Below are 22,032 nucleotides of genomic sequence, written 5' to 3'. Positions count from 1 at the left end.
AAGGCCAGATCACCAAGCTCAAACTGGTCAAGCGCCAAATGTACGGACGCGCTAAGCTCGACTTGCTGCAGGCTCGGCTAATCGGCGCCACATGACCAGTGCTGCACCAAAATTGCGTCAGAGCCAATATTGCAAGCCGAATGACATATAACGACGTTCAATGAAACGTTGCCCGCCACGGCTCAGCCGAAAGCGTCCCTGATCTATTGGCTGAAGAACCGCCATTGAAATCCGCAACGGAGCGCCGCAATGTTCAACAAACCTTTGGTGATCGTTGTAGGGGCCGGCGCCAGTCACGATGTTTACGGCCTGCCACTAGGTGGCACGTTGGCAGAAAAGATCGCCGGCGATACCGACTTCATGTTTGCTCACTACGTGAACCGACCAACGCGCGGCGATGCCGATCTTTTCGAGCATGTGATCTATCGAAAGTTCCACGGCGATCGTTCAAAGCTTGATCTCTATACGTCGGCCGGACATAAACTTGCAGCAGCAATTGGCTCTGCTGTCTCCGTGGATGATGCACTCTATCAGCTGAGTGATTTTCCTGAGGCCGTTGAGCTTGGCAAAGCTTGCATCATGCGCCGTATCCTGGCGGCAGAGGCGGCCAGCGATCTGAAGATAAAACCGGATCGTGGTGAACCGTCACCAACGGCCGGGAGAGACGGTTGGATTGAGCAGCTATTTTCCCTGGCGATCGCGAACCATCGGCTTGCTGACATCCCGAACGCGTTCAAGCGGCTCACGATCATCAACTTCAATTACGATCGATGCATCGAGCACTATCTTTTTTGGTCCCTTAGGAGGATCGGAGTTCCAACTGATGAGGCGGCAAGCACAGTCGCCGGCCTCAATATCTTGCGGCCTTATGGCACGCTCGGTTCGGTCCTGCCGAACTCGAAGTCGTTCCTGCAATTCGGCGCCGATGCAAACTCTTCCGTTTCCCTCGATCTCACGAGCCGAATAAGGACCTTCACCGAAAGCCAGTCGCTTCACGATACCGACCAGCTCGCGGCTTCACTGGAAGCAGCGGCAATGATCATTTTTCTGGGTTTTGGCTTCCACCCGCAAAATCTGAAGCTCCTCGCAATGCCACAGCAACAGACATGGGGCAGCGCCCGCACGATAGCGACGGCCTTCAAAGTGCACGAGGCCAACTTGCCTGAATGGAGAACGGCAATCGCAGAGACAATGTGGATCGAACCTAACCGGATCGAATTTCATTCGATGACGGCTTCGACCGTCCTCAAGGAACTGCGGATGAGATCAGCATGGCAATCGGCTAACCGGTCGATTTCGCCCTCAGCCTCACGCCTGGCTGGCCGTGGTTCAAGAACTCGATTCCAGCCGCTTCCAACGCCGTCATGATTGCCCTGATCGTATCGAGGCCGCTGGTCAGCATTTCGGCGCCGCGCTTTTCCATCGCACTTACCGTGTTGGGGCTGATGTTCGCTGCAGCGGCAAGCGACGCTTGATCCATCCCCGCAAGGGCCCTTGCGGCCCTCAGCTGGTTTCCCGTCGTCAACATTCAATTGCCCTTCGCATGTGCGCCTAACCTCTACACTGGATAATTTTGTGGTTAGACTGTGAATATTTCACAGTCGACCGTTGACGGCAATAGGTTGTTGTGGTTACCGTTAGACAGTGAATTAAACACGGTCTATCGGGAGCCAGCCCAAATGACTGCCGCCGCCATCCTCCCCACCCTTTCCGATGAGACGACCGGCCGCGCGAGCCTGCCAGTACTCAAGGTGCCGGTTCGCATCGTCACCGCGCGCGCCCAGCAGGCGAACGCACTTCGAGCCAAGATCATGACCGAGGCGCACGCCCGCGCGAAGGCGGACTATGCCGACGAACTGTCGTGCCGGGGACGCGCTCACCACGTCAACCGCCCCTACAGCTATTACCTCGCGCTCGAGATGCGCAGCGGCTTCGCTGAGGCCCGTGTCGGGCGCACTGGCATGGCGCCGGCTTTCGAGCTCCCCGCGCAGCGTTGGGCATAAGGGGAGGCCTCAATGACGATCATCGAAACCAGCGCCAACCAGTTCTACCGGGTCACCGAGACCGGCGACGCAAACCTCGCTCATGTTTGGAATGGCGTGCAGGTGAAGCGCGTCAAGGGCGGCTGGGCCGACAAGGCCAAGGCCCGCACCGAACTCGTCCGCAAGGTCGGCTGCCGCGTGGTGGAGGGTTGATCGATGCACGCACCGCTGCAATCCATGAAGACCTCATCGCTGATCAAGGTCCCGGCTCGCCTACTTCTCAAGGGCGATGTCACCGGCTCCAACGAAACCGTGCTCAGCGTGAGCGCCGGCGCGCGCACGCCGCGGGGCAAGGTCGAGGTATCGCTCACCAAGGGCGCGCGGCGGCGCACGGCGGTCTGGAACGCCCACACGAACATCGGCGTGCGCCGAGAGGGTGCCGGAGATAATCCGCCAGCTGGCGGAATTAGCTGGGACGAGATCCCGCTTTCCGACCGCCTCCCGAGTTTCCACGAGCTCGCCAACTTCGATGCCGGCGCCGCTTGGGACCGCCTGTCGCTCGAGCAGCAGCGGCAGATCGGGATCCTCTCCCTTCGGTTTGGTACCGTCGGCCAGTGCGAGGGCTATTTCCACGAGACGCTCGATGGCGCGCGCAACGGCTTTTCATCGAGCCACTGGACGCCGCAGGTGCAGGCCACAGCGGTGTGGCCGCGCCTGCATGTCGAGCTGGTCGAGAGCGCAGCACGCGCCGCTTTTGAAGCGCTGTGCGAGCACTTCGACCCGCTCTGGCCCCAGCTGTTCGGCTGGTCGGCCCGAAAGGAGGTGGAGCAACCGTAGGCTTTCCTTCGATCGCGACCAGTTGGGCGAGGGCGGAACCATACCGCTCGGCTGCAAGCGAGAGTTCTTCATCACCCCCTCACATTGAGAGAGCGACATGCGCAACGCGGTAAACACCGCGCGCCAACGGGAACGTGCGTCTGCAAAAAACGAGCAGGCCGTCACCGCCACCGCGCAACTTTCATCCAACGAAGACCTTTCTGGCCACATGCGGATCGACACCATCAACGTGGGGGATTTGCCATGATCACACGCCGCCTCGCCATCTTCCGAATCGCAGCCAGCTCGGCTGTCGCTGCTGCCGCTCCGGCTGTCCTGGCCGCGGGTAAGCTGAAAGCCGCTGAAGATCCGACGCTGATCCTCCTTGGTCGCAGAATGGAGAACCTGGATAGAATCTGCCAGCACCGCAAAGCGGCCAAAACGGCCGCGCGCGCCGCTTACGATCGACTGCGGCCTGATTTGCCGGAGGCGTTGCTAGTCACCCGCTACAGCCGCAACCTGGCCGACAGCGAGCAGGAAACTGATCAGGACGGCAAGCTTGTGTGGCCGTCCGATCCTAACCGTGGCCAGCGATCGCATCACACCGCCAACTACCTGCGCCTCGGGCTGCAGGAGTGGGCTGATCTCGATGAAGATGAGCTCGACGAAGAGGAGCGGGGCGGCCGGGATTACCTCAGGCAACGGCTCCCCCTCGCAGAGCGATACGACGCCGAGCTTCACGCCGCCGACGAGCAAAGCGGCTACACCATGGCTTCCGGCGCGCACGATTTAGCCTGCTACGCGATGGAGAAGCTGGCAAGGCGCATTGCCACCGTACCAGCCCTGACCCCGGAAGGGATCACGATCAAAGCCCAGGCTTATGACGCTTGGATGCGATCGGGAGACGAGAGAGCACAAGATTTTGCCTCGATCATCATGGGGCCTGGCATCATCGGCGACATCTGCCGCGTCCTTTCAGAAGGGGGCGAGGCATGAGCACCCAGCCCCTTCACATTCCAGAATATCGAGCGCTGATGGTGTTCGATCAGGTCCCTGCCAGCTGCATTTTGCAGTTGGTCGGCAACAGCGAAAGCGCGCCGCACCTGCGCCCAGGTGAGTTTGCCGTCGTCGATACTAGCGATACCGACCCGCAACACGGCGAGCTTTACCTGATCCGGTGGATGAGCGGCGGCACCGACATCGTGCAAGCCTTCTGCCGGCCGGGGTTCAATTCCGAAATTGGCCACTACATCGGCTGGTGGACCCGCAGCTTGCGACGGCGCGACTACGATCAGGAAGTCGCAAAGGCCGCCCGCGCGGCCGCACCGGGGGCTATCTTGTCCATCCCCCGCGGCTGCATGGTCGACGGCCCGCGGCGCGAGGAGCAGTTCCGGCAGGCTCTCGTCGGACGCGTCGTTGGGATATATCAGGCGTCGGTCGAACTGCCATTGATCGAGGGACTCCGCCGTGGCTGAGCAAGCAACAGCGGAAGCTGCCAACGCATTCGCGCATGTCTTCCGCGCCAACCTGCCGGTTGAGGTAGCGATTGACGTGCACCGCGCCACCGGCCGACAATGTGCGGCACCGGATGACGAACAGAGCCGAGCCGCAATGCATTTTGCGCTGCAGAGTGTCCTGTTCGCCGCGACGCCAACCGCCGAAGATCTCCGCCGGCAATTGGACTACGTTTCTGCGTTACCCGTTGAAGCCTGGGCCTGGTCGGGAAAGGCTCCGGAGATCGCGCGCGAGGAATGGCTGAGGGGCATCAGCCGATGCCTCACATGGATCACGAGCGACTGGGAAGAGCGATGCTGAATCTTGAGTTGTTGACCGCTGCAGTAGTGGCAGTGGGTGACGGTCGAGGCTTTGTTGTTGAGACACAGGAGCGGTTGGCGCGCCGACTCGTTGTCACCGCCGCGCATTGCTTGCCCAAGTTTCCACCTAGTGCAGCGATCAGCTTTACCGGGGAGCGGACCTATCCAGAATTGATGGGAGCTCTCGGGGAGGGCCGCACGATCTGGGCTGAATGCCTGTTCGTCGATCCAATTGGCGACATTGCCGTTCTAGGCTCGGTCGACAATCAGGCTCTTGCGGAAGAAGCATTTGCGTACGATGAGCTTGTCGAAGGTGTCGAGCCTATCCGTGCCAGCAAGGCGCGAGAGGATGAAAAAGCGGCCTACCTGCTTTCCCTCGACTGCGGCTGGGCAGGCGTGCGAGGTCCTCAGCTCGGGTGGTCCCCTATGGTTGCGCGGAGCATGGTTCGGCATCAGAGGAGGGATGTCTGGCTCTCCGATTATCGGCGCCGACGGCAAAGCGCTGGGGGTTGTCACTGCGTCGGGAGGGGCGCCGGGGGCCGTACATACCGAAGGTGGACCTCAGCCGTCCTTGGCGGCAAATCTGCCGAAGTGGTGCGATCTCGTCTGACGAGGCCGTAACGAAATGTAATCATTTTCTTGAGATTCTTGATCGAGTAGAGCAAACAACCGTAATGGCAATGTATCTTCAAACGTTCGGCTATGAAGGCCTTACTATTCAGGCGTTCATTGAACGGCTTAAAGCTTCGGGCACTCGAACGGTGGTTGATGTGCGCGCGAACCCATTGTCGCGAAAGCACGGCTTCTCGAAAAAGTCGTTTTCCGCCTACCTCGAGAAGGCCGGCATACTTTACGTTCATGCAGCCGGGGTCGGATGTCCAAAACCTGTTCGGGATCGCTATAAGGTTGATGGCGATTGGTCTGCTTATAGCGTGGGCTTCTTGGCGCATCTGAAGGGGCGTCGCGAGGACGTCGCCGACATTGTGAGCATTGCGAAGCAGGGCCGCGCCTGCTTGGTGTGCTTCGAGGCTGACTTCGAACGTTGCCATCGCAAATTCGTTGCCGAGGCCGCCGCCGCCGTCGGCGGATTCACCGTAGTGCACCTCACAGGTCAAAAAGCGATGGCTGGTCCGTCTGTTCGATCGGCCGCCTAGGCGGATAGATCAGACTGACGATGAGCCACTGTTCTGGGAACCGGTGGATCGTCCCCATTAGGAACATCAAATCGGCAGCAGGCAGCTTGACCGCAAGTTGGTCTCTGAAGGGCTTTTCCCAAGCACTGCCATGCCGGAAAAAACAATTCCAATACAAGGCGCCTGCCTCCCAATCGACGATCTTGTGCCTATATTCGCGATCGACGCCACCCACTGTGCAGACGTAATGATAGTGGAAGTCGAAAGGCAACTTCCTGAGGGTAGTCAGAGTTTTTGCATCTGTTTCGTCAAATAGCCCACCCTGGTGCTGGCTCTGTAGCAATTTAGCTCTTTCCTCATTGGTCCAATCCGGATGTGCGACCGGTGTGATTTCAATGGACCCGACTGTCCGGGGTCGCACGATCCCCAAGGTCGTTCCGGCGGATGCGCGATGAGCATGTAGATTTGCGAAATCATCGAAGACCTTGAATTTGTCAGTCCATTCCCGCCTGGCTTTCCACTTTGCCGCGGTTGGCAACGGTTCACCCAGAAAGCGGACAGTGTCGACAAACAGTTTGTGACTTTCCGGTCTGCGATCGGCGCGAGCTCGATCGATGCGCGCGCGAACCCATTGCCATTTTTTGAATTGCTGAGATCCGTCGATCAGTCGAAACGGCACGGGGAACAGCCGTATCAGAGACCCATCGGGTAGCATGCCGGCCACGCAAGACGTCTCGACGTGCTTCCCACTCGGGGAGGGGTAGGTCTTGCAGAGGATTAATATGTCGGACTCGAATGAAGCCATCGCGATTCCTTCGCGCGGAGGCTATCGTAAAACATAACTACCCCAAAGGGGTACCGGTCGCTCATCCTCAGGCCAATCTCAACAGCAGCGGCGCAACCGACCGTCTGGCGCTTTCCAACCATCAGGGCTAGTTATGCCCGCATCATGCCGATTTGCGCGGACTCCATCTGCCAGGACATGGGCATCGAGATTGTGCCGACGACCGTCGGTCCAGGCAATAATCGAACGTGCGCCGGCGCCACGATCTCAGCTATTTTCGATGCGCACGGGCCCGGCCACCTGACTTTGGTCCTGCGGACGATCACCGAATCGTCGGGCAATGAACGGGCTCTCAAAGCACCGATCATCTGGGCCGTGTCGGACCTCATCGCGGCGCAGCCTGCATGGGCAGACCTGGGGCTTCGTTGGATCGAGGCTTTCGACGATGTCGACTTGCTGGCCCTCATGCGCCAAGCGCAGCCCAACCGGCAGGCCGTCCAGTTGCGGGCGGCGATCTGCACGCTGCTGTTCGAACGGCTATCAGCGGCGTTCGGACGGCCGGAGAAGGGCCCCCGGTCCAGCGCTGAGGCCGGGATAGCGATTGCGTGACTCGGAGCCGTCGACGATGGGGGCCCCCTGTAATTTACTCGCTAGTTACCATCCCAAGAATCATTCCGGATGGTTAGGGGAACCTTGTGGGGTTGTGCTGGAAGCTTCGCTCCCGTGTGAGGGCGGGGGTTCAACGTGGCAAGAGTACCGGCGAATAAGCTCTATTTTGGCGACAATCTCACGATGCTTCGAGAGCACGTGAAAGACGAATCGGTTGATCTGATTTACCTAGACCCGCCGTTCAATTCGAACGCCAACTATAACGTACTGTTCGGGGATCAGGGGGGCCGCTCGTCGGAGGCGCAGGCAGAAGCCTTCCGCGATACGTGGGGATGGGGAGAAGCCGCGTCCCTTGCCTATCATGAGGTCGAGAAGGGCGGCGGAGAGACCGCTGTTCTATTAAGCGCCTTGCGCACATGGCTAGGCGAAAGTGGGATGATGGCCTATCTCGCCATGATGACCATCAGGCTCCAGGAGATGCACCGAACGCTTTCGCATAAGGGCTCCTTGTTCCTCCACTGCGACCCCACGGCCAGCCATTATCTGAAATTAATCCTCGATTCCATTTTTGGCCACGACTGCTTCCGGAATGAGGTCATCTGGAAGCGCAAGGCAGGGCGTGGCGAAACAAACAACGCCGCAATACGGTTTGGCGTGAGCCATGACGTCATTCTGTTTTACGCCCGATCGTCGGAGAGCGTTTTTGAACGTCAATACCGGCCCAATAACCCCGACTATATAACCTCAAAGTTCACGCATGTTGATGCGTCCGGCCGTCGCTTTAGGTTGGACAATCTGACTAGCCCTTCCATGCGCCCAAACTTGAAGTACGCGTACAAAGGGTTTGAGCCACCGGAAAAAGGTTGGGCGGTCTCGCTGGAGACGATGAAGAAGATGGACGCCGAGGGACGAGTTCACTTCCCGGACTCCAAAACAAAACGACTGCAGCGCAAGAGATTTTTAGACGAGCTCCCGGGCGAGACGGTAGATACTCTTTGGGATGATATATCTCCAATTAATTCGCAGGCCCAAGAGCGGTTGGGATACCCGACCCAAAAGCCATTGAGCCTCCTGGAGCGCATAATCAATTCAACAACAGAGCCCGGCGCTACCATTCTGGATCCGTTCTGCGGTTGCGGAACGAGTGTCGAAGCGGCAGAGAAGCTTGGCCGCCGGTGGCTTGGCATCGACGTGACGCATTATGCAATTACGCTTATTGAAAAGCGGCTCGCCCGCTACGTGGGGTGCAACTATGGCGTCTATGGCCGCCCTACCGATGTAGCAGGCGCGCACGATCTCGCCCGTCGTGACAAGTACCAATTCCAGTGGTGGGCGGCATGGCTTCTTGGTGCGCAAACCTATGAATCGAAGAAGGGGGCCGATCGAGGCATTGATGCAAATATCTATTTTGCAAATGGCCCGTATGGGCTGGGCCGCATCATTCTTTCGGTAAAAGGCGGGGACCATGTCTCGCCTGTGATGGTCAGAGAATTGTCGGGCGTCGTTCAGCGTGAAGGGGCCAACATGGGCATTCTAGTGACGCTTGCGGAGCCGACGAGATCTATGCAGGCCGATGCGTCGGGCGCAGGCTTTGTGCCTAAGTCAGCCCACGGAAAGTTGCCGAGGATTCAGATCGCGACGGTAGAGCAACTGCTTGATCGTCGATTTCCGAAGCTTCCGCCGCTTCCGCAGCCTGTGGAAATGGTGCCTCGAAGCCGCGCCGCGCGCAATCGCGACCAACTGGAATTTCTCTTGCCCCTTGCCGGCCATGGCGTGTTGACCGATGCTGGTGCCTTCCGAGACCCCCGCTTTATGAAGGTCGGTTAGCTTCGCTATCCGTGAGTGCCGCCGTCTCCGTGGGCTGCGCGTGGGCTACAAAGAGCACTGCGCGTCCCGCGACGCGCTCAGGACCGGTCAATCTGCCCGTCATCCGGTCTAGTGCTTCGTCGAAGGCGTCGACGGATCTGCCCCGGCAGCAACCAGGCTGGTCCCAAGCCCGGAAGCGACCTCCGGCTCCAGCGTTAAGACCTGCTGTGTCGGGTGGCCGTAGTCGACGATCACGGCGACCTTGCCGTCGCCCGTGCGCGTGATGTCGATACTCTGCGGAACGATCGAGTCCAGCCGCTTGATCCGCTCAGTCGGAGCGCCGATCTGGCCTTCGTTGTTGTGCAACTGGCAGATGATTTTCCAGTCAAACCATTGGAGCTTACTTACCGGCAAATAGACGTGCTCCGTCGTGCCCTGAACAACAATGCAGGGTTCCGCCGGCTGCCCAGGGTCGTGCACCAGCATCTCAAATTGTACGTCCTGGATGTAGCACCGATTGATTTCTCTTCCGCTCATTTGGTTCTCCTATCGATCCACGGTCTTCTTGATGCACCAGCCGTCCAGGTAGGAGATGCATTTCAGGGGCTTGGCGTTGTAGATGGCAAGGCCGAGCCAAATGGCGCCGGCGCCGACGGCGAGGGCCGCAGCGATCTTCAGAGTCCGCCTCATCGTTCTCACCTCGCGGCGGCGCGGTTGAACAGATGGGGCACATATCTGTGGCGGTAGCTGAGGCGGTCGATTGCCAATGACTGCGGATCTCGAGCTAAGTGGTTGAAAGCTCTGGTGGGCCCGGCAGGACTCGAACCTGCAACCAGACCGTTATGAGCGGCCGGCTCTAACCATTGAGCTACAGGCCCGATCGGCAGCTTACACTGCGAGGCGGCCGGTCGGTAGTGTCTGAGCGGCCGCCAACTCGACAAAGAGAACACGGAGGAATGCCGCACTCGATTTCAGTCGAAGTCTCCCGCCAAGCAGAGACCCGCTGGAGAATCTCGCCGTCGAGGCTGACAGTGAACTTCCCACGGTAGGCGGGTCACAGCATCTGTCACTCCCACGCTCGTGATTGTCGCTGTCCATCTGAGGAATCTCAGAAACTGCCACAGAGCGCGCGTGGAATGCGAACAAGGGCGCCTTCCTCAGAAGAGAACGTTTGGGTGATAGCCGCACCTTGTCGTGCTCTGACGAATGACGAGCGCTGCATGACAGTGCCGCACCCGGCGGTTTCCCGGAACCCGCAGCTAGCGGCTCCTACCGGGATTACTCTCATGCAGCAACACATCGTTCTCGGACGCATCCGGGATCTCTTCCTTCCAGCGCACTGAGCCGAAGGGCCGCTCCAGCATGCGGCGAACCCGAACAGGATCGGGACCGACGTGAAAAGCTGCCGCCTCTCGCTCCAGCGCGCGCTCCGATCGCGTCGCGCGGTTACGCTGGCGCAGGTAGTCGAACCAAGTGGGGCAGTGATAGCGCTCCGTCCAGGACGTCGGATCGGCAATGTCGCGCGCGATCGACCAGCCATACGCACCATTGCGCTGCCGGAACAGCTGGACAGCCTGCATGGCATTGTGGAACGCCCTCGCATTCTCCTGCGCAACTCGATATTCGATCTCGACTACCAAAGGGCCGCTCCTTCCGGTCAGCGCCAACTTCACGTCGGGATCCTCAAGCAGCTCGGGCTCTTCACCGCGCGCACCAACGCGCGGCATGGGTAGCCAAAGCCCTAGCAAAGGCGAGAGCAGCATCAAGACGGCGGAGATCAGGAGCGCCGCTTCCACACCGGCGGCATCAGCCAGGCTGCCCCAGCCCCAGCTACCGATGGCGACCCCTCCTGATCCGGCCGCCTGATAGGCTGCCAGGGAGCGACCCGCAACCCAGCGCGGCGCCGATAGCTGCACACCGACGTTGAACAGCACCCAAGCCATCGTCCACACGGCCCCCGCCAGAACCAGTGCAACCGCGGTCAAGATAGAGTCCTGGCTCAGGGCCGCAGCGAGGAGGGCGCCACCCATCGACAGCGAGCAGGCCCGGATGGCCGCCTCACCAGTTAGCCGCTTGCGCATTTCGGGAATGTAGAATGCACCAATTACCGCGCCGAAGCCGAAAGCGCTCAGCAGAAGGCCATAGGTCTGCGCGCCGCCATGCAGAAGATCTCGCGCCACAATAGGCATCAACGCGATGATCGAGCCGCCTATTAGTCCGGTCACCATGGAGCGGACTAAGACGATTTTTATGGCCGGAGAATTCGTGATGTATCGCACCCCTGAGATAATGGCGCGATTGAATTTTTCGCGGGGCAGCCGCGAAGGCTGCGCCACGCGGTTCCATGAAAACAGCGCCCCCATGAGCGGAAGATATAACAGCGCGTTTAGTGCAAAGGACGCCACAGCACCAGCGGTAGCAACAACGATGCCGCCGAGCGCGGGTCCTACGCTGCGCGCGATATTGTAACTCATGCCGTTCAGCGCGACGGCAGCAGGCAGTGCATCGGGTGGCACCTGCTCACTTATCGACGATTGCCACGTTGGATCCATTAGCGCCACGCCGCTCCCGACCACGAAGCACAAGGCCAGCAATAGCATCGGCGTAACCATGTCGAGCCAAGCAAGTGTGGTCAGCGCAGTGGCACCGGCGAATGCAATTCCCAGAGAAACAAGGGACACGATTCGGCGATCATGCATGTCGGCGATCGCGCCCGCAGGCATTGCCATAAACATAACCGGAAGCGTAAGCGCAGTCTGAACCAGCGCGACCATATCGGCCGACGACGTCATCTGCGTCATCGCCCAAGCGGCGCCGACGCTCCGAATCAGAGCGCCCATATTTGAGAGAAGACCCGCGAGCCAGACGCGGCGAAAAGTAGCAATGCGAAGCGGCGCTGTGATGCCATCGCCGCCAAGCGTCTCAAGCTTTTGTACCTCGGTCATGTCAGCTGCTGCCGCGCCTGCCTCGACAGAGCCCATTCGCCGAAACGAAGACGCCAAGGCTTCGCTTCTAGGCAGGCATCCGGCAAGTCAATCTCGGTCATGCGGATCGATTTAAAGATAGAGGCACTCGCCCGACCGTGAAGCATTATAAGCAACAAAAGCCTTTTTGGCGGACCCTGCAATTTCGCGTGCAGAATTCTGACTATTTCCGCCTTCTCGCAATTGGAGAACCTCGGGAGCTCGACCAACACAATCGATCTCATTCGCATCCGTCGCTGAGGTGCGCTGAACGCTGAACAACAATCACACTACAGCATCACAGCGCAGATTTTTTGCGTTGTGCCGCAGTCGCGCGCTGAAAAAGCGCACGCCGAGGCGCGCCTTGGTGAGATACCGCATTCTGGATGAACCGCTGCGATTGTCTCCACAAGACGTGGTCTGGAGAACGCGAGCTGTGACATCGACGAGGGATCGACGCTCTCTGCTCTGTCACTTTCGACCCCGGCCACGTTCCAGACGAACCGGTGGTCTCATGAGCCGCTCAGAGCTTGACGTTGCTCTTGATATCCAGGCGATCAGGCGGGCACTGAACTCCCATTATGCATCATGCTCCCTGGGATGAAAAAGCGAACCGTCGGATGACCGTCTTCGTCGGCCGTCAGACAACTTAGCGGTTTGCTTGATTCGCCATTTATTCCACAGACCGTCGCGCGCAACCGCAGCGCTGACTCTGCTGAAGAAGCTCACGTTCCAACGGTCCTAAAGATGGAGCGGCAGCGCGACAGCGCCTGGTGCGCGTCCTGGAAGGAATCGCGTATGTTTGGCGCGTGCCCACATTCTGTCCGCGCGAGGGATGTCATGCTGCTGCTCGCCGCAAATCTCGAGGATGCGACTAACCATCTGACCTCTGTTTGGATTCAACCATATTAGAAGAGATTCGCGTCGGTATCATGCGCTTTTAGGGTACTTCTGCAGAATTGCAGCGCCCGGCCTCGTATCAGAGCGCCATGCGGCCATGATGTAATCCGCTGGCGTGTGCAATGTGATCACCCGACGGATCACCCCGGAGCAGTTGCGGCTTGACGAAGATCAAAACAACCAATTCCAATCCATTATCCTCTCGCAAGATTCGAAGGAGCAAGATGCCTCATGCGCCATCCCCTCTTAATTCTTGGGCTCGGAATTCCCATTCTCGTTGGTGCGGCACAGGATTCGGTCGCGTCTCCGCGGGATCGTGCCATATACATGCCAGCGGCTCCACCAGACCTTTATTGCTTACGGGGGCGCACCTGGGGATATCCGGGCAATTGCCAATTCTTGACTTATAGCCAATGCTCGATGACCGCATCAGGCACAGACGCCTATTGTGGGAGGAACCCAACCTACGCGTTCCGGCAATACGGATGGGGACCTCGCTGAAGGAAAAAGATTGGCGGCTCGCGCAGATCGTAAGCCCTCTGCCTCGCTTCATCAAAACTGGCTGAAAGGCCTCATTTCGTTTTGACCAAGCGAGGCGACTGCGAGCGCAACACAGCCCTCAGTCCTCACGATCAGGACGTCTCCGCGAGCTGCAAGAAGTTCATAAGCAGCACGTGACCTTGTTGCGTTAGTATCGATTCCGGATGAAATTGCACGCCATAGGTTGGGTGAGAACGATGTGCGAGAGCCATAATCTCGCCTTCGTCAGAACGCGCTGTGACCCCGAGATGCGGCGAGCATGAATCGAGCTCAACAACAAGGGAATGGTAGCGTCCAGCGCAAAGTGGGGACGGGAGTTCTTTGAAGAGCCCACGGCCCTCATGCGTAACGTACGAGGACCGGCCGTGCATGGGGCTTCGTGCACGCGCAATGCGTCCGCCGAAAACGCTTCCGATGCACTGATGTCCGAGACAGATGCCGAGAATTGGAACGCGTCCCGAAAGGTGCCGAACGACGGCGGTGGATATTCCGGCCTCCATTGGAGTGCAGGGGCCAGGGGAAATGACTACTGCGCGCGGCTTGAGGCCGGCAACATCGCTTACGCTGACCTCGTCGTTCCGGATGACTTTCGTTGCTTCGCCAAGCTTGCGGAAGTACCGCGCAATGTTGAAGACGAAGGAGTCGTAGTTGTCGATGATGACAATCAAAATTCACCAGATGTTTCAGCACGAAACGCGTCAAAGATTCGCTGCGCCTTGGCGAGCGTCTCTTCGTATTCGGCGTCTGGATCCGACATCGCTGTCACGCCGCCACCCGCATGAAACACGGCCATATCATTGTCGATCGTTACGGTGCGTATCGCAATATTCGTATCCATCTGGCCGTTGAAGCCGATGAAGCCGATTGCCCCGCAGTAGACCTCTCGCGCCACCCGCTCGATTTCCGAAATAATTTCCATCGATCGCACCTTTGGCGCCCCGGTAACGGAGCCGCCGGGAAAGCAAGCTCGAAGTAGCGTAACGGCGTCTTGGTCTCCTGCAAGTTCACCCGTAACGATCGATACGAGGTGGTGCACTGAGGCATAGGATTCGAGGCCGCACAGCACTGGAACGTCAATCGAATGTGGAGTGCAAACGCGCGACAGATCGTTGCGCATGAGGTCGACGATCATAGTATTCTCGGCACGGTCCTTTTCGGACGCGACTAGGAGTTCAGCGCGACGCTGGTCTTCCTTGGAATCAGCAGAACGCGCGATCGTGCCTTTGATGGGGCGCGTTTCGACCTGTCGTCCGTCAAGCCTCAGGAATCGTTCCGGCGAGCTCGATGCAATGGTGAGTTTGCCGTAGCGCAGGAGGGCTGCAAAGGGTGCCGGGTTCAATGACCGTAGCTGGCAGTAGAAGGCAAGAGGATCAAATGAGGTCGACAGGCGGGCGCTGAAGCGCTGCGCAATGTTAGCCTGGAAGACCTCTCCGGCCAGAATCAAGTCGATGACGCGCCGGACCGCCGCAATGTAGGCCTCACGGCTGAAGTTCGAATGCCATGCGGCATCTCGGCCGGGGGAGTTGCTCCCCGACGTCTTTGGGCCCGCAAGCAATGCTGCTGCAAACTCGTCGGCGCGACGGCCTGCGCGTTCGGCGCGACGTGCGGGATCCTGTTCCGGCCATCCGGTGGAAACGACCCAGCATCTATCATCACGGTGGTCGTAGCTGATGACCACGTCATAGAAATGGAGGATGGATTGGGGTAAACGCTGACCGGGAATCGTCGGCACCGACAATCGCTCCAGAGTCCTGTTCAGATCGTAAGCAAGGAAGCCGGCCGCGCCTCCCTGGAACGGCGGGAGATCAGGACGATGCTCTTGCGGATACTTGGCGAGCAGGGTGCGAAGGACTTCCCATGGATCGCCCTCGAGAGCCTCTCCGTTGCAACTCGCTTGTCCGTCCGCGACGATATAGGTGCTGAACGGGTCGCAGGTCAGATATGAGTAGCACCCGAGCAACTCATGCCTTGCTGCGCCGTCGAAAAACGTGAGGTGTGCTCGATGCGCGAGACATCGCATCGCTGTGACCGGCTCAATCCACTGCAGCTCGCGGACGTGCATGGGCCTGTCAGTCACCGACGGGCATGTTATGAGGCGTGCTCCGATTGTGATCCCGACCCCAACGAGAGCGACGCCCGTCTGGGACCCGCAAGCTCTTGAGATCGATCGTCAGGTCAACCCCCGCCAGTGGACACAGTGCGCCGAGTAACTTGGCTCTTCGCTGCCATTGAGGCCAAACGCGCATCCGTTGATACATTGTAGTCAGCCGCGAACCGCAGCTCCCGGAGCGGTCGTACCCGTCTGATCGATTCCTGGTACAGATCATGCGCCTTGTAAGCTGCGAGTTCCGTCTCGTTGTCGAACTCACCATAGACCACAACGTCGACATCATTGCCGAGCTGGTCGGACTTGCGATTGCGAGCAACCTCGAGCCGGCGTGCATGTGGGATTGTGGTGAGCACCGATAGGCCTTCGACGATTTGGTCGATATGGACCCTATCCTTGGCGGTGAACAAGACGATGTGACGAATCATGGATGGCCGTTGGTGATATCGGAAGTAGATCGCATAACTACCTTAGGATCGAGGCCGCCGCAACGCTCGCCAAAGCGGTCGCTGGTTTGACGCCCTTGCGATTGTCTGCTGTTTTCAAAGAAGCTCATCCGATCTTATTTCTGCTCAGGAAGCGGGAATGGCAAGGCGCTCGATCGTTTGAATGTGCCGTGCCGGCAGGTTGCAGGCTTGATCAACGTTGCGCGCTCGAAGTGCCCGCAGAATCAGGCGGTGGTCTTGGTTGGACCGAGGTCGCCAGCCGGCATTTCGCGCGATCGCGAACGCTAATCGTGAATTTGCGAGTTGTAGTCCGTCAAGGCTCGCGAGTAGGCGCGGCATCGCGCAAGGCGCCACCAGCGCGTGGTGAAAGCCGCGGTTGGCCGTCTCAAACTCCTGAATCGTCAGGGCATTGTCTCCCTCAATCAGGGCGAGCTCGATCCGTGCCAAATGGGCCGATGTGAGTTTTGGAGCTGCATTGCGCAACGCGACCACTTCGAGCGCAGCACGCATCTCGGCGATCTCCTTCACTGAATTGGTGTCGAGCGGGGCAACCCTCACACCGCGACGGGGCACAGTGACGACAAGATGTCGGGCCTCCAGTTGCCAAAAAGCCTCGCGCACCGGGACGTGGCTGGAATTGAATTCCCGCGCGACATGATCCTGCCGGAGTGGGGCGTCTGGCTGCAGCGCGCCGTTGATGATGCGCTCACCGATTGACTCCGCTATGCGCACCGCAACCGTCGTGTTCTCGTCAGTCATCATAGATTATCTATCATTACCCCTCCGTCGATGATCGGCATAAGCCCGCTCGTTTTGCAGAATTTCTGCAATCCCTGCAGACTTTCGCGGTCTTTTGGCGTTGGCATACGGTTATGTTTTAATGTCGAAGAGGCAAAGCAGGCAGGAACGGGCGGCCACAGGATAGATAATCGCCGGGATAATCTATCATTAGGAAAGGCGAGACTTATGGTTCCTGCCGTCGGAGTGGAACGGAATGACGGGCGCAATTGCGCGCCGGTCCGCCATGACTGGCAGCGCGCCGAGGCCGAAGCGCTCTATGGCCTGCGGTTTGCCGACCTGATGTTTCAGGCGCAGAGCGCTCATCGCAAGAACTTCGATCCAAGTCACGTCGAAACAGCAAGCCTGCTCAGCATCAAGACCGGCGGCTGTCCGGAAGACTGCGGTTACTGTTCGCAGAGCGCGCATTACGACACCGGCGTGAAAGCGACCCGATTGATGGATCGCGCCGATGTGGTCGCCACCGCGCAAGCCGCCATGGACGCCGGCGCGACCCGCTTCTGCATGGCCGCGGCCTGGCGCAGTCCAAAGGACCGCGATCTCGATCAGGTCTGTGACATGGTCAGCGCGGTCAAAGATCTTGGCATGGAAACCTGCGTCACACTCGGCATGCTGACGCCGAAGCAGGCCGCACGGCTCTCCGATGCCGGGCTCGACTTCTATAACCACAACGTCGACACGTCGCCGGAGTTCTACGGCAAGATCATCACCACCCGCACCTTGCAGGATCGCATCGACACACTTTCGCATGTGCGCGAGGCCGGCATCAAGGTCTGCTGCGGAGGCATTATCGGTATGGGCGAGCTCCTCGAGGACCGGCTCGGCATGCTCGTGCTGCTCGCCAATCTCGGTAAGCATCCGGAAAGCGTGCCGATCAACTTGTGGAACGAGGTCAAGGGCGTGCCGGTCAATGACACCGCGGAGCGTCCCGATCCGATCGCGCTAGTGCGCCTGGTTGCGACCGCCCGAATCATGATGCCGAAGAGCGTGGTGCGGTTGTCCGCCGGACGGCAGTATATGACCGATGAGCTGCAGGCGCTGTGCTTTTTGGCCGGCGCGAATTCGATCTTCATCGGCGACGTGCTGTTGACCACCAAAAACCCGCAGCGCGACCGCGACGCGAATTTGCTGGACCGGCTCGGCATCAGGTCCGGGCTTGCCTGAGTGAAACAGACCAGCGGGCACGCCGTGCGCAAACTCCAGCTTAGGTGAGAAATGCAGATTACGTTGATGAAAGGCAAAATCCATCGCGCCTCGGTAACCGAAGCCGATCTGCACTATGTTGGCTCGATATCGATTGATCGTACGTTGATTGACCCGGCCGGATTTTGATCAACGAACGCGCGGGAATCTACAACATCGAGACCGGAGCGCGCATCGCCACCTATGTGATCGAAGCGCCCGCGAGGTCGGGCATCATTGGCCTGAATGGTGCGGCCGCGCGACTCGCGATGCACGGAGACAAAAGTATTATCGTTGCATTTGCGTCATTTGATGAGGCGGAAGCAAAAATCTTCAGGCCGCGCGTTGTGGTGGTTGACGGAGCAAATCGCATCTTGTCAGGTTGAAGGTTAAGAGCCCGAAGCCGAAGCTTTGTTCTTTGCGGCCATCAGAACGTTCGCGAGATCGACCGCTACTTTGCGAGTGAAGAATGAATTCAATCCAGATGGCCAAAGTTGGCGACTATGTCGCGGCCTTGCATGCCTCGAAGCAAGACAACAGGCTGCGTGGCCTCGAGCCGCGCGCGGGCATCGATTTTACGTCGAACGATTATCTGGCGCTCGCGAGCGCGCCGCGGATGAAACAGGCCGTTTCCGCTGCGCTCGAGGCCGACACGCCGATCGGAGCCGGCGGGTCGCGGCTTCTGCGCGGCAATTGGGAGGAACACGAAACTCTCGAACAAGAAGCGGCTCAGTTCTTTCGGGCTGAGACGGCGCTATTCGTTGGTGGCGGTTATGTCGCAAATTTTGCCGTCCTGACAACGCTGCCGCAGCGGGGCGATCTGCTTGTTCTCGATCCTCTGGTGCACGCCAGTATTCATGAAGGCGCGCGCGCTGGCCGTGCCGAGTTTCGGATAAGCGCCCATAATGATCCCCAATCGATCGAAGACATAATTCGTGACTGGCGGGCCGAGGGCGGAACGGGTTGCGTCTGGATCGTGGTCGAAAGTCTCTACAGCATGGATGGCGATTTCGCACCGCTCGAAGACTTGGTCGCGATCGCGGACCGGTACGACGCGTTCTTGATGGTGGATGAGGCTCATGCCACAGGCGTTTACGGCGAGCGGGGACGGGGGCTCATCGCCCCCTATGAAGGGCGCGAAAATCTCCTGGTCGTTCATACCTGCGGCAAAGCGCTGGGCGCAGCTGGTGCGCTTGTCACTGTCTCCGCCGTGCTGCGCGACTTCATGATCAATCGCTGCCGTCCCTTTATCTTCGCCACTGCGCCCTCACCGCTGATGGCGGTTGCCGTAAGGGAGGCACTCTTCATCCTGCAAGGAGAACCTGAGCGGCAGTAGCGTCTGGCCAGGCTGGTCGCGTTCACGCATGGGAGATGGGTTTGCGCGGTTGGCAAAGCCCTTCGGCCTCACAGATCGTGCCGCATATCGTTGGCAACAACGCACGTGCGATGCGGCTCGCCTCCGCACTGCAGGCTCGCGGCCTCGATATCCGCGGAATCCGGCCGCCAACCGTGCCGGCGGGCACAGTCCGTTTGCGAATTTCACTGACGCTCAACGCTGGGGAGGATGACGTGCGTGCAATGCTCGATGCTCTGTTCGAGGAGACCAGAGGTGAAGCTCGATGAGGCAGCAGATCGTGGTCACGGGCACAGATACCGGGATCGGGAAGACGGTGTTTTCTGCGGGGCTCGCCGACCTCCTTGGCGCGAGCTATTGGAAGCCGATTCAGGCCGGCCTCGAAGGAGAGACCGATACTGAACTCGTCGCGCGACTGGGCAATCTCTCTTCCGATCGCATCGTGCCGGAGCGTTATCGCCTTCAGACGCCCGCTTCGCCCCATCATTCCGCCGAAATTGACGGGATTCGCATCGACCCAGATTCACTCGATGTGCCAGACACCGGGGAGCGACCGTTAGTGATTGAGGGCGCTGGCGGCCTCATGGTGCCGCTGAGTGGCGGAACACTCTATGCTGACGTCTTCAAGCGATGGCGGCTTCGAGTCGTGCTTTGCGCGAGCACAGCGCTGGGCACCATCAATCACTCGCTGCTGTCGATAGAGGCTCTGCGAAAGCGCGAGATCCCCATTCTTGGGATTGCATTTATTGGCGAAAGAAATGCTGAGACTCAGACTGCAATTCGCGAGATCGGGCGGGTGCGTTGGTTAGGGCGATTACCCTGGCTCTCGCCTCTCACGGCGGACATGCTGCAGGCCGCGTTCAAAACCTCATTCCGTGCTGATGATTTCAAGCGATGATGCCAAAGACGAGGTCGCCAATCTGGCATCCGTTCACACAACATGCACTTCACGACGAGATGACAAAGACTGTACGGGGTGATGGTGCCTATCTCCACACCGCGGATGGTCGCCGTATCTTAGATGCAATCTCATCCTGGTGGGTCGTGACCCATGGTCATTGCCATCCACATATCGTGAGCGCCATTCAGAACCAGGCAGGCAAGCTCAACCAGATCATCTTTGCCGGCTACACCCACGATCCGGCTGAGGAGGTTGCGACGGTGCTTTTGAAACTCGCACCCCCTGGTCTTGATTACGTCTTCTTCTCCGACAGTGGCTCGGCCAGTGTGGAAGTAGCCCTAAAAATGGCACTCGGCTATTGGCATAATATCGGCAAACAGCGCATACGCATTGTCGTGATGCAAAACTCCTACCACGGCGATACGGTTGGAGCGATGTCGGTCGGTGCCCGTGGCGTGTTCAACGCCGCGTACGGGCCCGTGCTGTTCGATGTTACCTCAATCCCGTTCCCGGTGAGAGGTCATGAACCGGCGACGCTCGATGCGCTCGAGTCTGCATGTCGAAACGAAATGCCAGCCGCCTTTATTGTGGAGCCTTTGATATTGGGGGCGGGCGGAATGCTGATGTATCCAGCCTCGGTCCTGAGAGAGATGAACCGGATCTGCGAGGCCTCGGACGCCCTGTTCATTGCCGACGAGGTCATGACGGGCTGGGGTCGCACCGGAACATTATTCGCCTGCCAGCAGGCCAATGTCACGCCCGATATCGCCTGCTATTCGAAAGGCCTCACGGGAGGGGCACTTCCGCTCGCGGCGACACTCTGCCGCGCGGATATTTTCGACGCGCATTATTCGAAAGATCGGACGCGTACGTTCTTTCATTCGAGTTCATATACGGCAAATCCAGTGGCCTGCGCCGCGGCAACCTGGATCTCTGGCAAGATCCGGAATCTCGCCAACGCATGGCGTCGGTCGCCACAATGCAAGAGCAGGCAATTGAGCCATTCCGCGCCGACTCGCGTTTTGCAAACGTCCGGCGGACAGGCACGATTACAGCACTCGATCTGAAAACCAAGGATGCAGGCTATCTCGCGGGCGTCGGTCCGAAACTTCAGGCTTTCTTTAAAGGCCGAAATCTGCTGCGGCGGCCGCTCGGCAATACCATCTATGTAATGCCACCATATTGCGTCACAGGGGCAGATCTTGATGAAATCTACGTCGGCATCAGAGATGCCGCCGATGCGCTAGCTTAAGGCGGGCTTGGCGCGTTTAGCGAGCGGGAACCCCAGGTTCGACCGGCGGGTGTCGGATTGCCGACCTTTAACCGCGTAAAGGCAAAGAGGTGGCACTGATAGCTACCGATGAATTGCTGTACGTGCCCGTCGGCGCCAGTTGAATTCCGTTGAGCAAAGCCGCGCGCACGCGGGATTTAAACGTCAACGCGCGACTCATTGCATTAATCAAGATCGAAATATCGTTACAGTCAACAATTGAGACTTTGCCGGCGAAGCACCCCTGCGATGGAGCGGGCCGCTTCGCCAAGGAGGCGCAATTCGGAGCTCAAACTCTTGCGCCCGGTGTCCGTACATGCCGCGAGACTAGGCATCGCCAGCGTCGCACTTCACGTGCGGGCATGGTGCTGCAGCGAAGAAAAGGGGGCTATCCACGTAATGCCAACAGGAGGCGAGGAATGCGCAACAGCTCCCATAGTTTGCACCACGATTCAGTAAGGTGCTGCGCGATATGCGGTGGAAGGTTCGGGCTGATCCGTTACTACTGCTGGCGAACGGCCCTTTGCTCCAAGAGATGCGTCGACCGCTTCAAGGCCCGGCGAGAGGCCGACCATCAATGGTTTCGCTGGTTGCGAGCGGCTTAATACATGGCTCAACGAGCCCACG

Annotated in this window: 23 protein-coding genes, 1 tRNA gene and 3 pseudogenes; 17 read left to right on the top strand and 10 right to left on the bottom strand. The window is 59.1% G+C overall.

Annotated elements, in window-relative coordinates:
- Nucleotides 1-249 precede the first annotated feature (249 nt).
- Entirely contained in the window at nt 250-1,368 is a 1,119-nt protein-coding gene (locus tag ACIPUD_RS38805; protein WP_446482854.1) for a hypothetical protein, read from the top strand.
- Here ACIPUD_RS38805 and ACIPUD_RS38800 read toward each other — a convergent pair.
- Nucleotides 1,283-1,528 carry a helix-turn-helix domain-containing protein gene (locus ACIPUD_RS38800; protein WP_085359719.1) on the bottom strand — a complete coding sequence of 82 codons (246 nt, stop codon included), beginning with the start codon at nt 1,526-1,528 and terminating at the stop codon, nt 1,283-1,285. The two genes, ACIPUD_RS38805 and ACIPUD_RS38800, sit on opposite strands and share 86 nt — an antisense overlap.
- A gap of 151 nt (nt 1,529-1,679) precedes the next feature.
- Here ACIPUD_RS38800 and ACIPUD_RS38795 point away from each other — a divergent pair, with 151 nt between their 5' ends.
- The 8 genes from ACIPUD_RS38795 to ACIPUD_RS38760 all read left to right on the top strand — a co-directional run bounded on the left by ACIPUD_RS38795 (nt 1,680) and on the right by ACIPUD_RS38760 (nt 5,766).
- A complete protein-coding gene (locus ACIPUD_RS38795; RefSeq protein ID WP_446482853.1) occupies nt 1,680-2,003 on the top strand; it encodes a hypothetical protein in 324 nt (107 codons plus the stop codon).
- A 12-nt stretch (nt 2,004-2,015) separates the two neighbouring features.
- Nucleotides 2,016-2,195, top strand: a complete 180-nt coding sequence (locus ACIPUD_RS38790; RefSeq protein ID WP_377791371.1) for a hypothetical protein — start codon at nt 2,016-2,018, stop codon at nt 2,193-2,195.
- Between the two features lie 3 nt (nt 2,196-2,198).
- Entirely contained in the window at nt 2,199-2,819 is a 621-nt protein-coding gene (locus ACIPUD_RS38785; protein ID WP_446482852.1) for a hypothetical protein, read from the top strand.
- Between the two features lie 97 nt (nt 2,820-2,916).
- Nucleotides 2,917-3,066 (top strand): hypothetical protein, encoded by a 150-nt coding sequence (locus ACIPUD_RS38780; RefSeq protein ID WP_377791369.1) that lies wholly within the window; start codon nt 2,917-2,919, stop codon nt 3,064-3,066.
- A complete protein-coding gene (locus tag ACIPUD_RS38775; RefSeq protein WP_446482851.1) occupies nt 3,063-3,794 on the top strand; it encodes a hypothetical protein in 732 nt (243 codons plus the stop codon). Before ACIPUD_RS38780 ends, ACIPUD_RS38775 begins: the two co-directional genes overlap by 4 nt.
- Entirely contained in the window at nt 3,791-4,273 is a 483-nt protein-coding gene (locus tag ACIPUD_RS38770) for a hypothetical protein (RefSeq protein WP_377791367.1), read from the top strand. Before ACIPUD_RS38775 ends, ACIPUD_RS38770 begins: the two co-directional genes overlap by 4 nt.
- Nucleotides 4,266-4,613: a hypothetical protein gene (locus ACIPUD_RS38765; RefSeq protein WP_377791366.1), complete on the top strand. Its 348-nt coding sequence runs from the start codon at nt 4,266-4,268 to the stop codon at nt 4,611-4,613. Before ACIPUD_RS38770 ends, ACIPUD_RS38765 begins: the two co-directional genes overlap by 8 nt.
- A 673-nt stretch (nt 4,614-5,286) precedes the next feature.
- Complete coding sequence (locus ACIPUD_RS38760) at nt 5,287-5,766, top strand: DUF488 domain-containing protein (RefSeq protein ID WP_161494830.1); 480 nt, start codon at nt 5,287-5,289, stop codon at nt 5,764-5,766.
- Here the strand turns inward: ACIPUD_RS38760 and ACIPUD_RS38755 are convergent.
- A complete protein-coding gene (locus ACIPUD_RS38755) occupies nt 5,717-6,460 on the bottom strand; it encodes a hypothetical protein (protein ID WP_446482855.1) in 744 nt (247 codons plus the stop codon). The two genes, ACIPUD_RS38760 and ACIPUD_RS38755, sit on opposite strands and share 50 nt — an antisense overlap.
- A 267-nt stretch (nt 6,461-6,727) precedes the next feature.
- On the opposite strand from ACIPUD_RS38755, the gene ACIPUD_RS38750 reads away from it, so the two are divergent.
- Together ACIPUD_RS38750 and ACIPUD_RS38745 are read left to right on the top strand one after the other, a co-directional pair.
- Nucleotides 6,728-7,138, top strand: a complete 411-nt coding sequence (locus tag ACIPUD_RS38750; protein ID WP_377791364.1) for a hypothetical protein — start codon at nt 6,728-6,730, stop codon at nt 7,136-7,138.
- A 198-nt stretch (nt 7,139-7,336) separates the two neighbouring features.
- Nucleotides 7,337-8,965 carry a DNA methyltransferase gene (locus ACIPUD_RS38745; protein WP_446482850.1) on the top strand — a complete coding sequence of 543 codons (1,629 nt, stop codon included), beginning with the start codon at nt 7,337-7,339 and terminating at the stop codon, nt 8,963-8,965.
- A gap of 108 nt (nt 8,966-9,073) precedes the next feature.
- Here the strand turns inward: ACIPUD_RS38745 and ACIPUD_RS38740 are convergent, their stop codons facing one another.
- From ACIPUD_RS38740 to ACIPUD_RS38725, 4 genes are all read right to left on the bottom strand, one after another.
- Nucleotides 9,074-9,481 carry a hypothetical protein gene (locus ACIPUD_RS38740; protein WP_377791362.1) on the bottom strand — a complete coding sequence of 136 codons (408 nt, stop codon included), beginning with the start codon at nt 9,479-9,481 and terminating at the stop codon, nt 9,074-9,076.
- Between the two features lie 9 nt (nt 9,482-9,490).
- Nucleotides 9,491-9,634 (bottom strand): hypothetical protein, encoded by a 144-nt coding sequence (locus tag ACIPUD_RS38735; RefSeq protein WP_377791361.1) that lies wholly within the window; start codon nt 9,632-9,634, stop codon nt 9,491-9,493.
- Nucleotides 9,635-9,746: 112 nt separating this feature from the next.
- Nucleotides 9,747-9,822, bottom strand: a tRNA-Ile gene (locus ACIPUD_RS38730).
- A gap of 381 nt (nt 9,823-10,203) precedes the next feature.
- Nucleotides 10,204-11,889 carry an MFS transporter gene (locus ACIPUD_RS38725; protein WP_446482849.1) on the bottom strand — a complete coding sequence of 562 codons (1,686 nt, stop codon included), beginning with the start codon at nt 11,887-11,889 and terminating at the stop codon, nt 10,204-10,206.
- 1,149 nt (nt 11,890-13,038) lie between these two features.
- Here ACIPUD_RS38725 and ACIPUD_RS38720 point away from each other — a divergent pair.
- Nucleotides 13,039-13,308, top strand: a complete 270-nt coding sequence (locus ACIPUD_RS38720) for a DUF3551 domain-containing protein (protein WP_446482848.1) — start codon at nt 13,039-13,041, stop codon at nt 13,306-13,308.
- A 131-nt stretch (nt 13,309-13,439) separates the two neighbouring features.
- Here ACIPUD_RS38720 and ACIPUD_RS38715 read toward each other — a convergent pair whose 3' ends face one another.
- The 4 genes from ACIPUD_RS38715 to ACIPUD_RS38700 form a co-directional block, all read right to left on the bottom strand.
- Complete coding sequence (locus ACIPUD_RS38715; RefSeq protein ID WP_446482847.1) at nt 13,440-14,015, bottom strand: anthranilate synthase component II; 576 nt, start codon at nt 14,013-14,015, stop codon at nt 13,440-13,442.
- Nucleotides 14,012-15,409: an aminodeoxychorismate synthase component I gene (pabB, locus tag ACIPUD_RS38710; protein ID WP_446482846.1), complete on the bottom strand. Its 1,398-nt coding sequence runs from the start codon at nt 15,407-15,409 to the stop codon at nt 14,012-14,014. The genes ACIPUD_RS38715 and pabB overlap by 4 nt, the downstream gene beginning before the upstream one ends.
- A 113-nt stretch (nt 15,410-15,522) precedes the next feature.
- Nucleotides 15,523-15,882: a Dabb family protein gene (locus tag ACIPUD_RS38705; protein WP_377791336.1), complete on the bottom strand. Its 360-nt coding sequence runs from the start codon at nt 15,880-15,882 to the stop codon at nt 15,523-15,525.
- 144 nt (nt 15,883-16,026) lie between these two features.
- Nucleotides 16,027-16,662, bottom strand: a complete 636-nt coding sequence (locus ACIPUD_RS38700; protein WP_446482845.1) for a GntR family transcriptional regulator — start codon at nt 16,660-16,662, stop codon at nt 16,027-16,029.
- A 204-nt stretch (nt 16,663-16,866) separates the two neighbouring features.
- Here ACIPUD_RS38700 and bioB point away from each other — a divergent pair, with 204 nt between their 5' ends.
- From bioB to ACIPUD_RS38675, 5 genes and pseudogenes are all read left to right on the top strand, one after another.
- The gene (gene bioB, locus ACIPUD_RS38695) at nt 16,867-17,862 is read left to right on the top strand and encodes a biotin synthase BioB (protein WP_446482844.1); all 996 of its coding nucleotides are present in this window, start codon (nt 16,867-16,869) and stop codon (nt 17,860-17,862) included.
- A 51-nt stretch (nt 17,863-17,913) separates the two neighbouring features.
- A pseudogene (gene panD / locus ACIPUD_RS38690) lies at nt 17,914-18,266 on the top strand (aspartate 1-decarboxylase).
- Between the two features lie 83 nt (nt 18,267-18,349).
- Nucleotides 18,350-19,503, top strand: a pseudogene (locus tag ACIPUD_RS38685) (8-amino-7-oxononanoate synthase).
- Nucleotides 19,500-20,132 (top strand): dethiobiotin synthase, encoded by a 633-nt coding sequence (gene bioD, locus ACIPUD_RS38680; RefSeq protein WP_446482843.1) that lies wholly within the window; start codon nt 19,500-19,502, stop codon nt 20,130-20,132. The pseudogene ACIPUD_RS38685 and the gene bioD overlap by 4 nt, the downstream one beginning before the upstream one ends.
- Nucleotides 20,129-21,387 (top strand): annotated as a pseudogene (locus tag ACIPUD_RS38675) (adenosylmethionine--8-amino-7-oxononanoate transaminase). The gene bioD and the pseudogene ACIPUD_RS38675 overlap by 4 nt, the downstream one beginning before the upstream one ends.
- The last annotated feature ends 645 nt before the right edge of the window (nt 21,388-22,032 follow it).

Source organism: Bradyrhizobium sp. CAR08 (assembly GCF_052871955.1).
The sequence above is the reverse complement of the archived record's forward strand: the minus strand, read 5'-3'. Positions and strand labels throughout refer to the sequence as shown.

Excerpts from the sequence above, each read along its gene's own strand:
- pabB (WP_446482846.1), bottom strand. The coding sequence starts at position 15,409 with ATGCACGTCCGCGAGCTGCAGTGGATTGAGCCGGTCACAGCGATGCGA.
- ACIPUD_RS38700 (WP_446482845.1), bottom strand. The coding sequence starts at position 16,662 with ATGATGACTGACGAGAACACGACGGTTGCGGTGCGCATAGCGGAGTCA.
- ACIPUD_RS38750 (WP_377791364.1), top strand. The coding sequence starts at position 6,728 with ATGGGCATCGAGATTGTGCCGACGACCGTCGGTCCAGGCAATAATCGA.
- ACIPUD_RS38705 (WP_377791336.1), bottom strand. The coding sequence starts at position 15,882 with ATGATTCGTCACATCGTCTTGTTCACCGCCAAGGATAGGGTCCATATC.
- ACIPUD_RS38780 (WP_377791369.1), top strand. The coding sequence starts at position 2,917 with ATGCGCAACGCGGTAAACACCGCGCGCCAACGGGAACGTGCGTCTGCA.
- ACIPUD_RS38775 (WP_446482851.1), top strand. The coding sequence starts at position 3,063 with ATGATCACACGCCGCCTCGCCATCTTCCGAATCGCAGCCAGCTCGGCT.
- ACIPUD_RS38790 (WP_377791371.1), top strand. The coding sequence starts at position 2,016 with ATGACGATCATCGAAACCAGCGCCAACCAGTTCTACCGGGTCACCGAG.
- ACIPUD_RS38735 (WP_377791361.1), bottom strand. The coding sequence starts at position 9,634 with ATGAGGCGGACTCTGAAGATCGCTGCGGCCCTCGCCGTCGGCGCCGGC.
- ACIPUD_RS38740 (WP_377791362.1), bottom strand. The coding sequence starts at position 9,481 with ATGAGCGGAAGAGAAATCAATCGGTGCTACATCCAGGACGTACAATTT.
- bioB (WP_446482844.1), top strand. The coding sequence starts at position 16,867 with ATGGTTCCTGCCGTCGGAGTGGAACGGAATGACGGGCGCAATTGCGCG.
- ACIPUD_RS38785 (WP_446482852.1), top strand. The coding sequence starts at position 2,199 with ATGCACGCACCGCTGCAATCCATGAAGACCTCATCGCTGATCAAGGTC.
- ACIPUD_RS38725 (WP_446482849.1), bottom strand. The coding sequence starts at position 11,889 with ATGACCGAGGTACAAAAGCTTGAGACGCTTGGCGGCGATGGCATCACA.
- ACIPUD_RS38755 (WP_446482855.1), bottom strand. The coding sequence starts at position 6,460 with ATGCTACCCGATGGGTCTCTGATACGGCTGTTCCCCGTGCCGTTTCGA.
- ACIPUD_RS38760 (WP_161494830.1), top strand. The coding sequence starts at position 5,287 with ATGGCAATGTATCTTCAAACGTTCGGCTATGAAGGCCTTACTATTCAG.
- ACIPUD_RS38770 (WP_377791367.1), top strand. The coding sequence starts at position 3,791 with ATGAGCACCCAGCCCCTTCACATTCCAGAATATCGAGCGCTGATGGTG.
- ACIPUD_RS38720 (WP_446482848.1), top strand. The coding sequence starts at position 13,039 with ATGCGCCATCCCCTCTTAATTCTTGGGCTCGGAATTCCCATTCTCGTT.
- bioD (WP_446482843.1), top strand. The coding sequence starts at position 19,500 with ATGAGGCAGCAGATCGTGGTCACGGGCACAGATACCGGGATCGGGAAG.
- ACIPUD_RS38800 (WP_085359719.1), bottom strand. The coding sequence starts at position 1,528 with ATGTTGACGACGGGAAACCAGCTGAGGGCCGCAAGGGCCCTTGCGGGG.
- ACIPUD_RS38805 (WP_446482854.1), top strand. The coding sequence starts at position 250 with ATGTTCAACAAACCTTTGGTGATCGTTGTAGGGGCCGGCGCCAGTCAC.
- ACIPUD_RS38795 (WP_446482853.1), top strand. The coding sequence starts at position 1,680 with ATGACTGCCGCCGCCATCCTCCCCACCCTTTCCGATGAGACGACCGGC.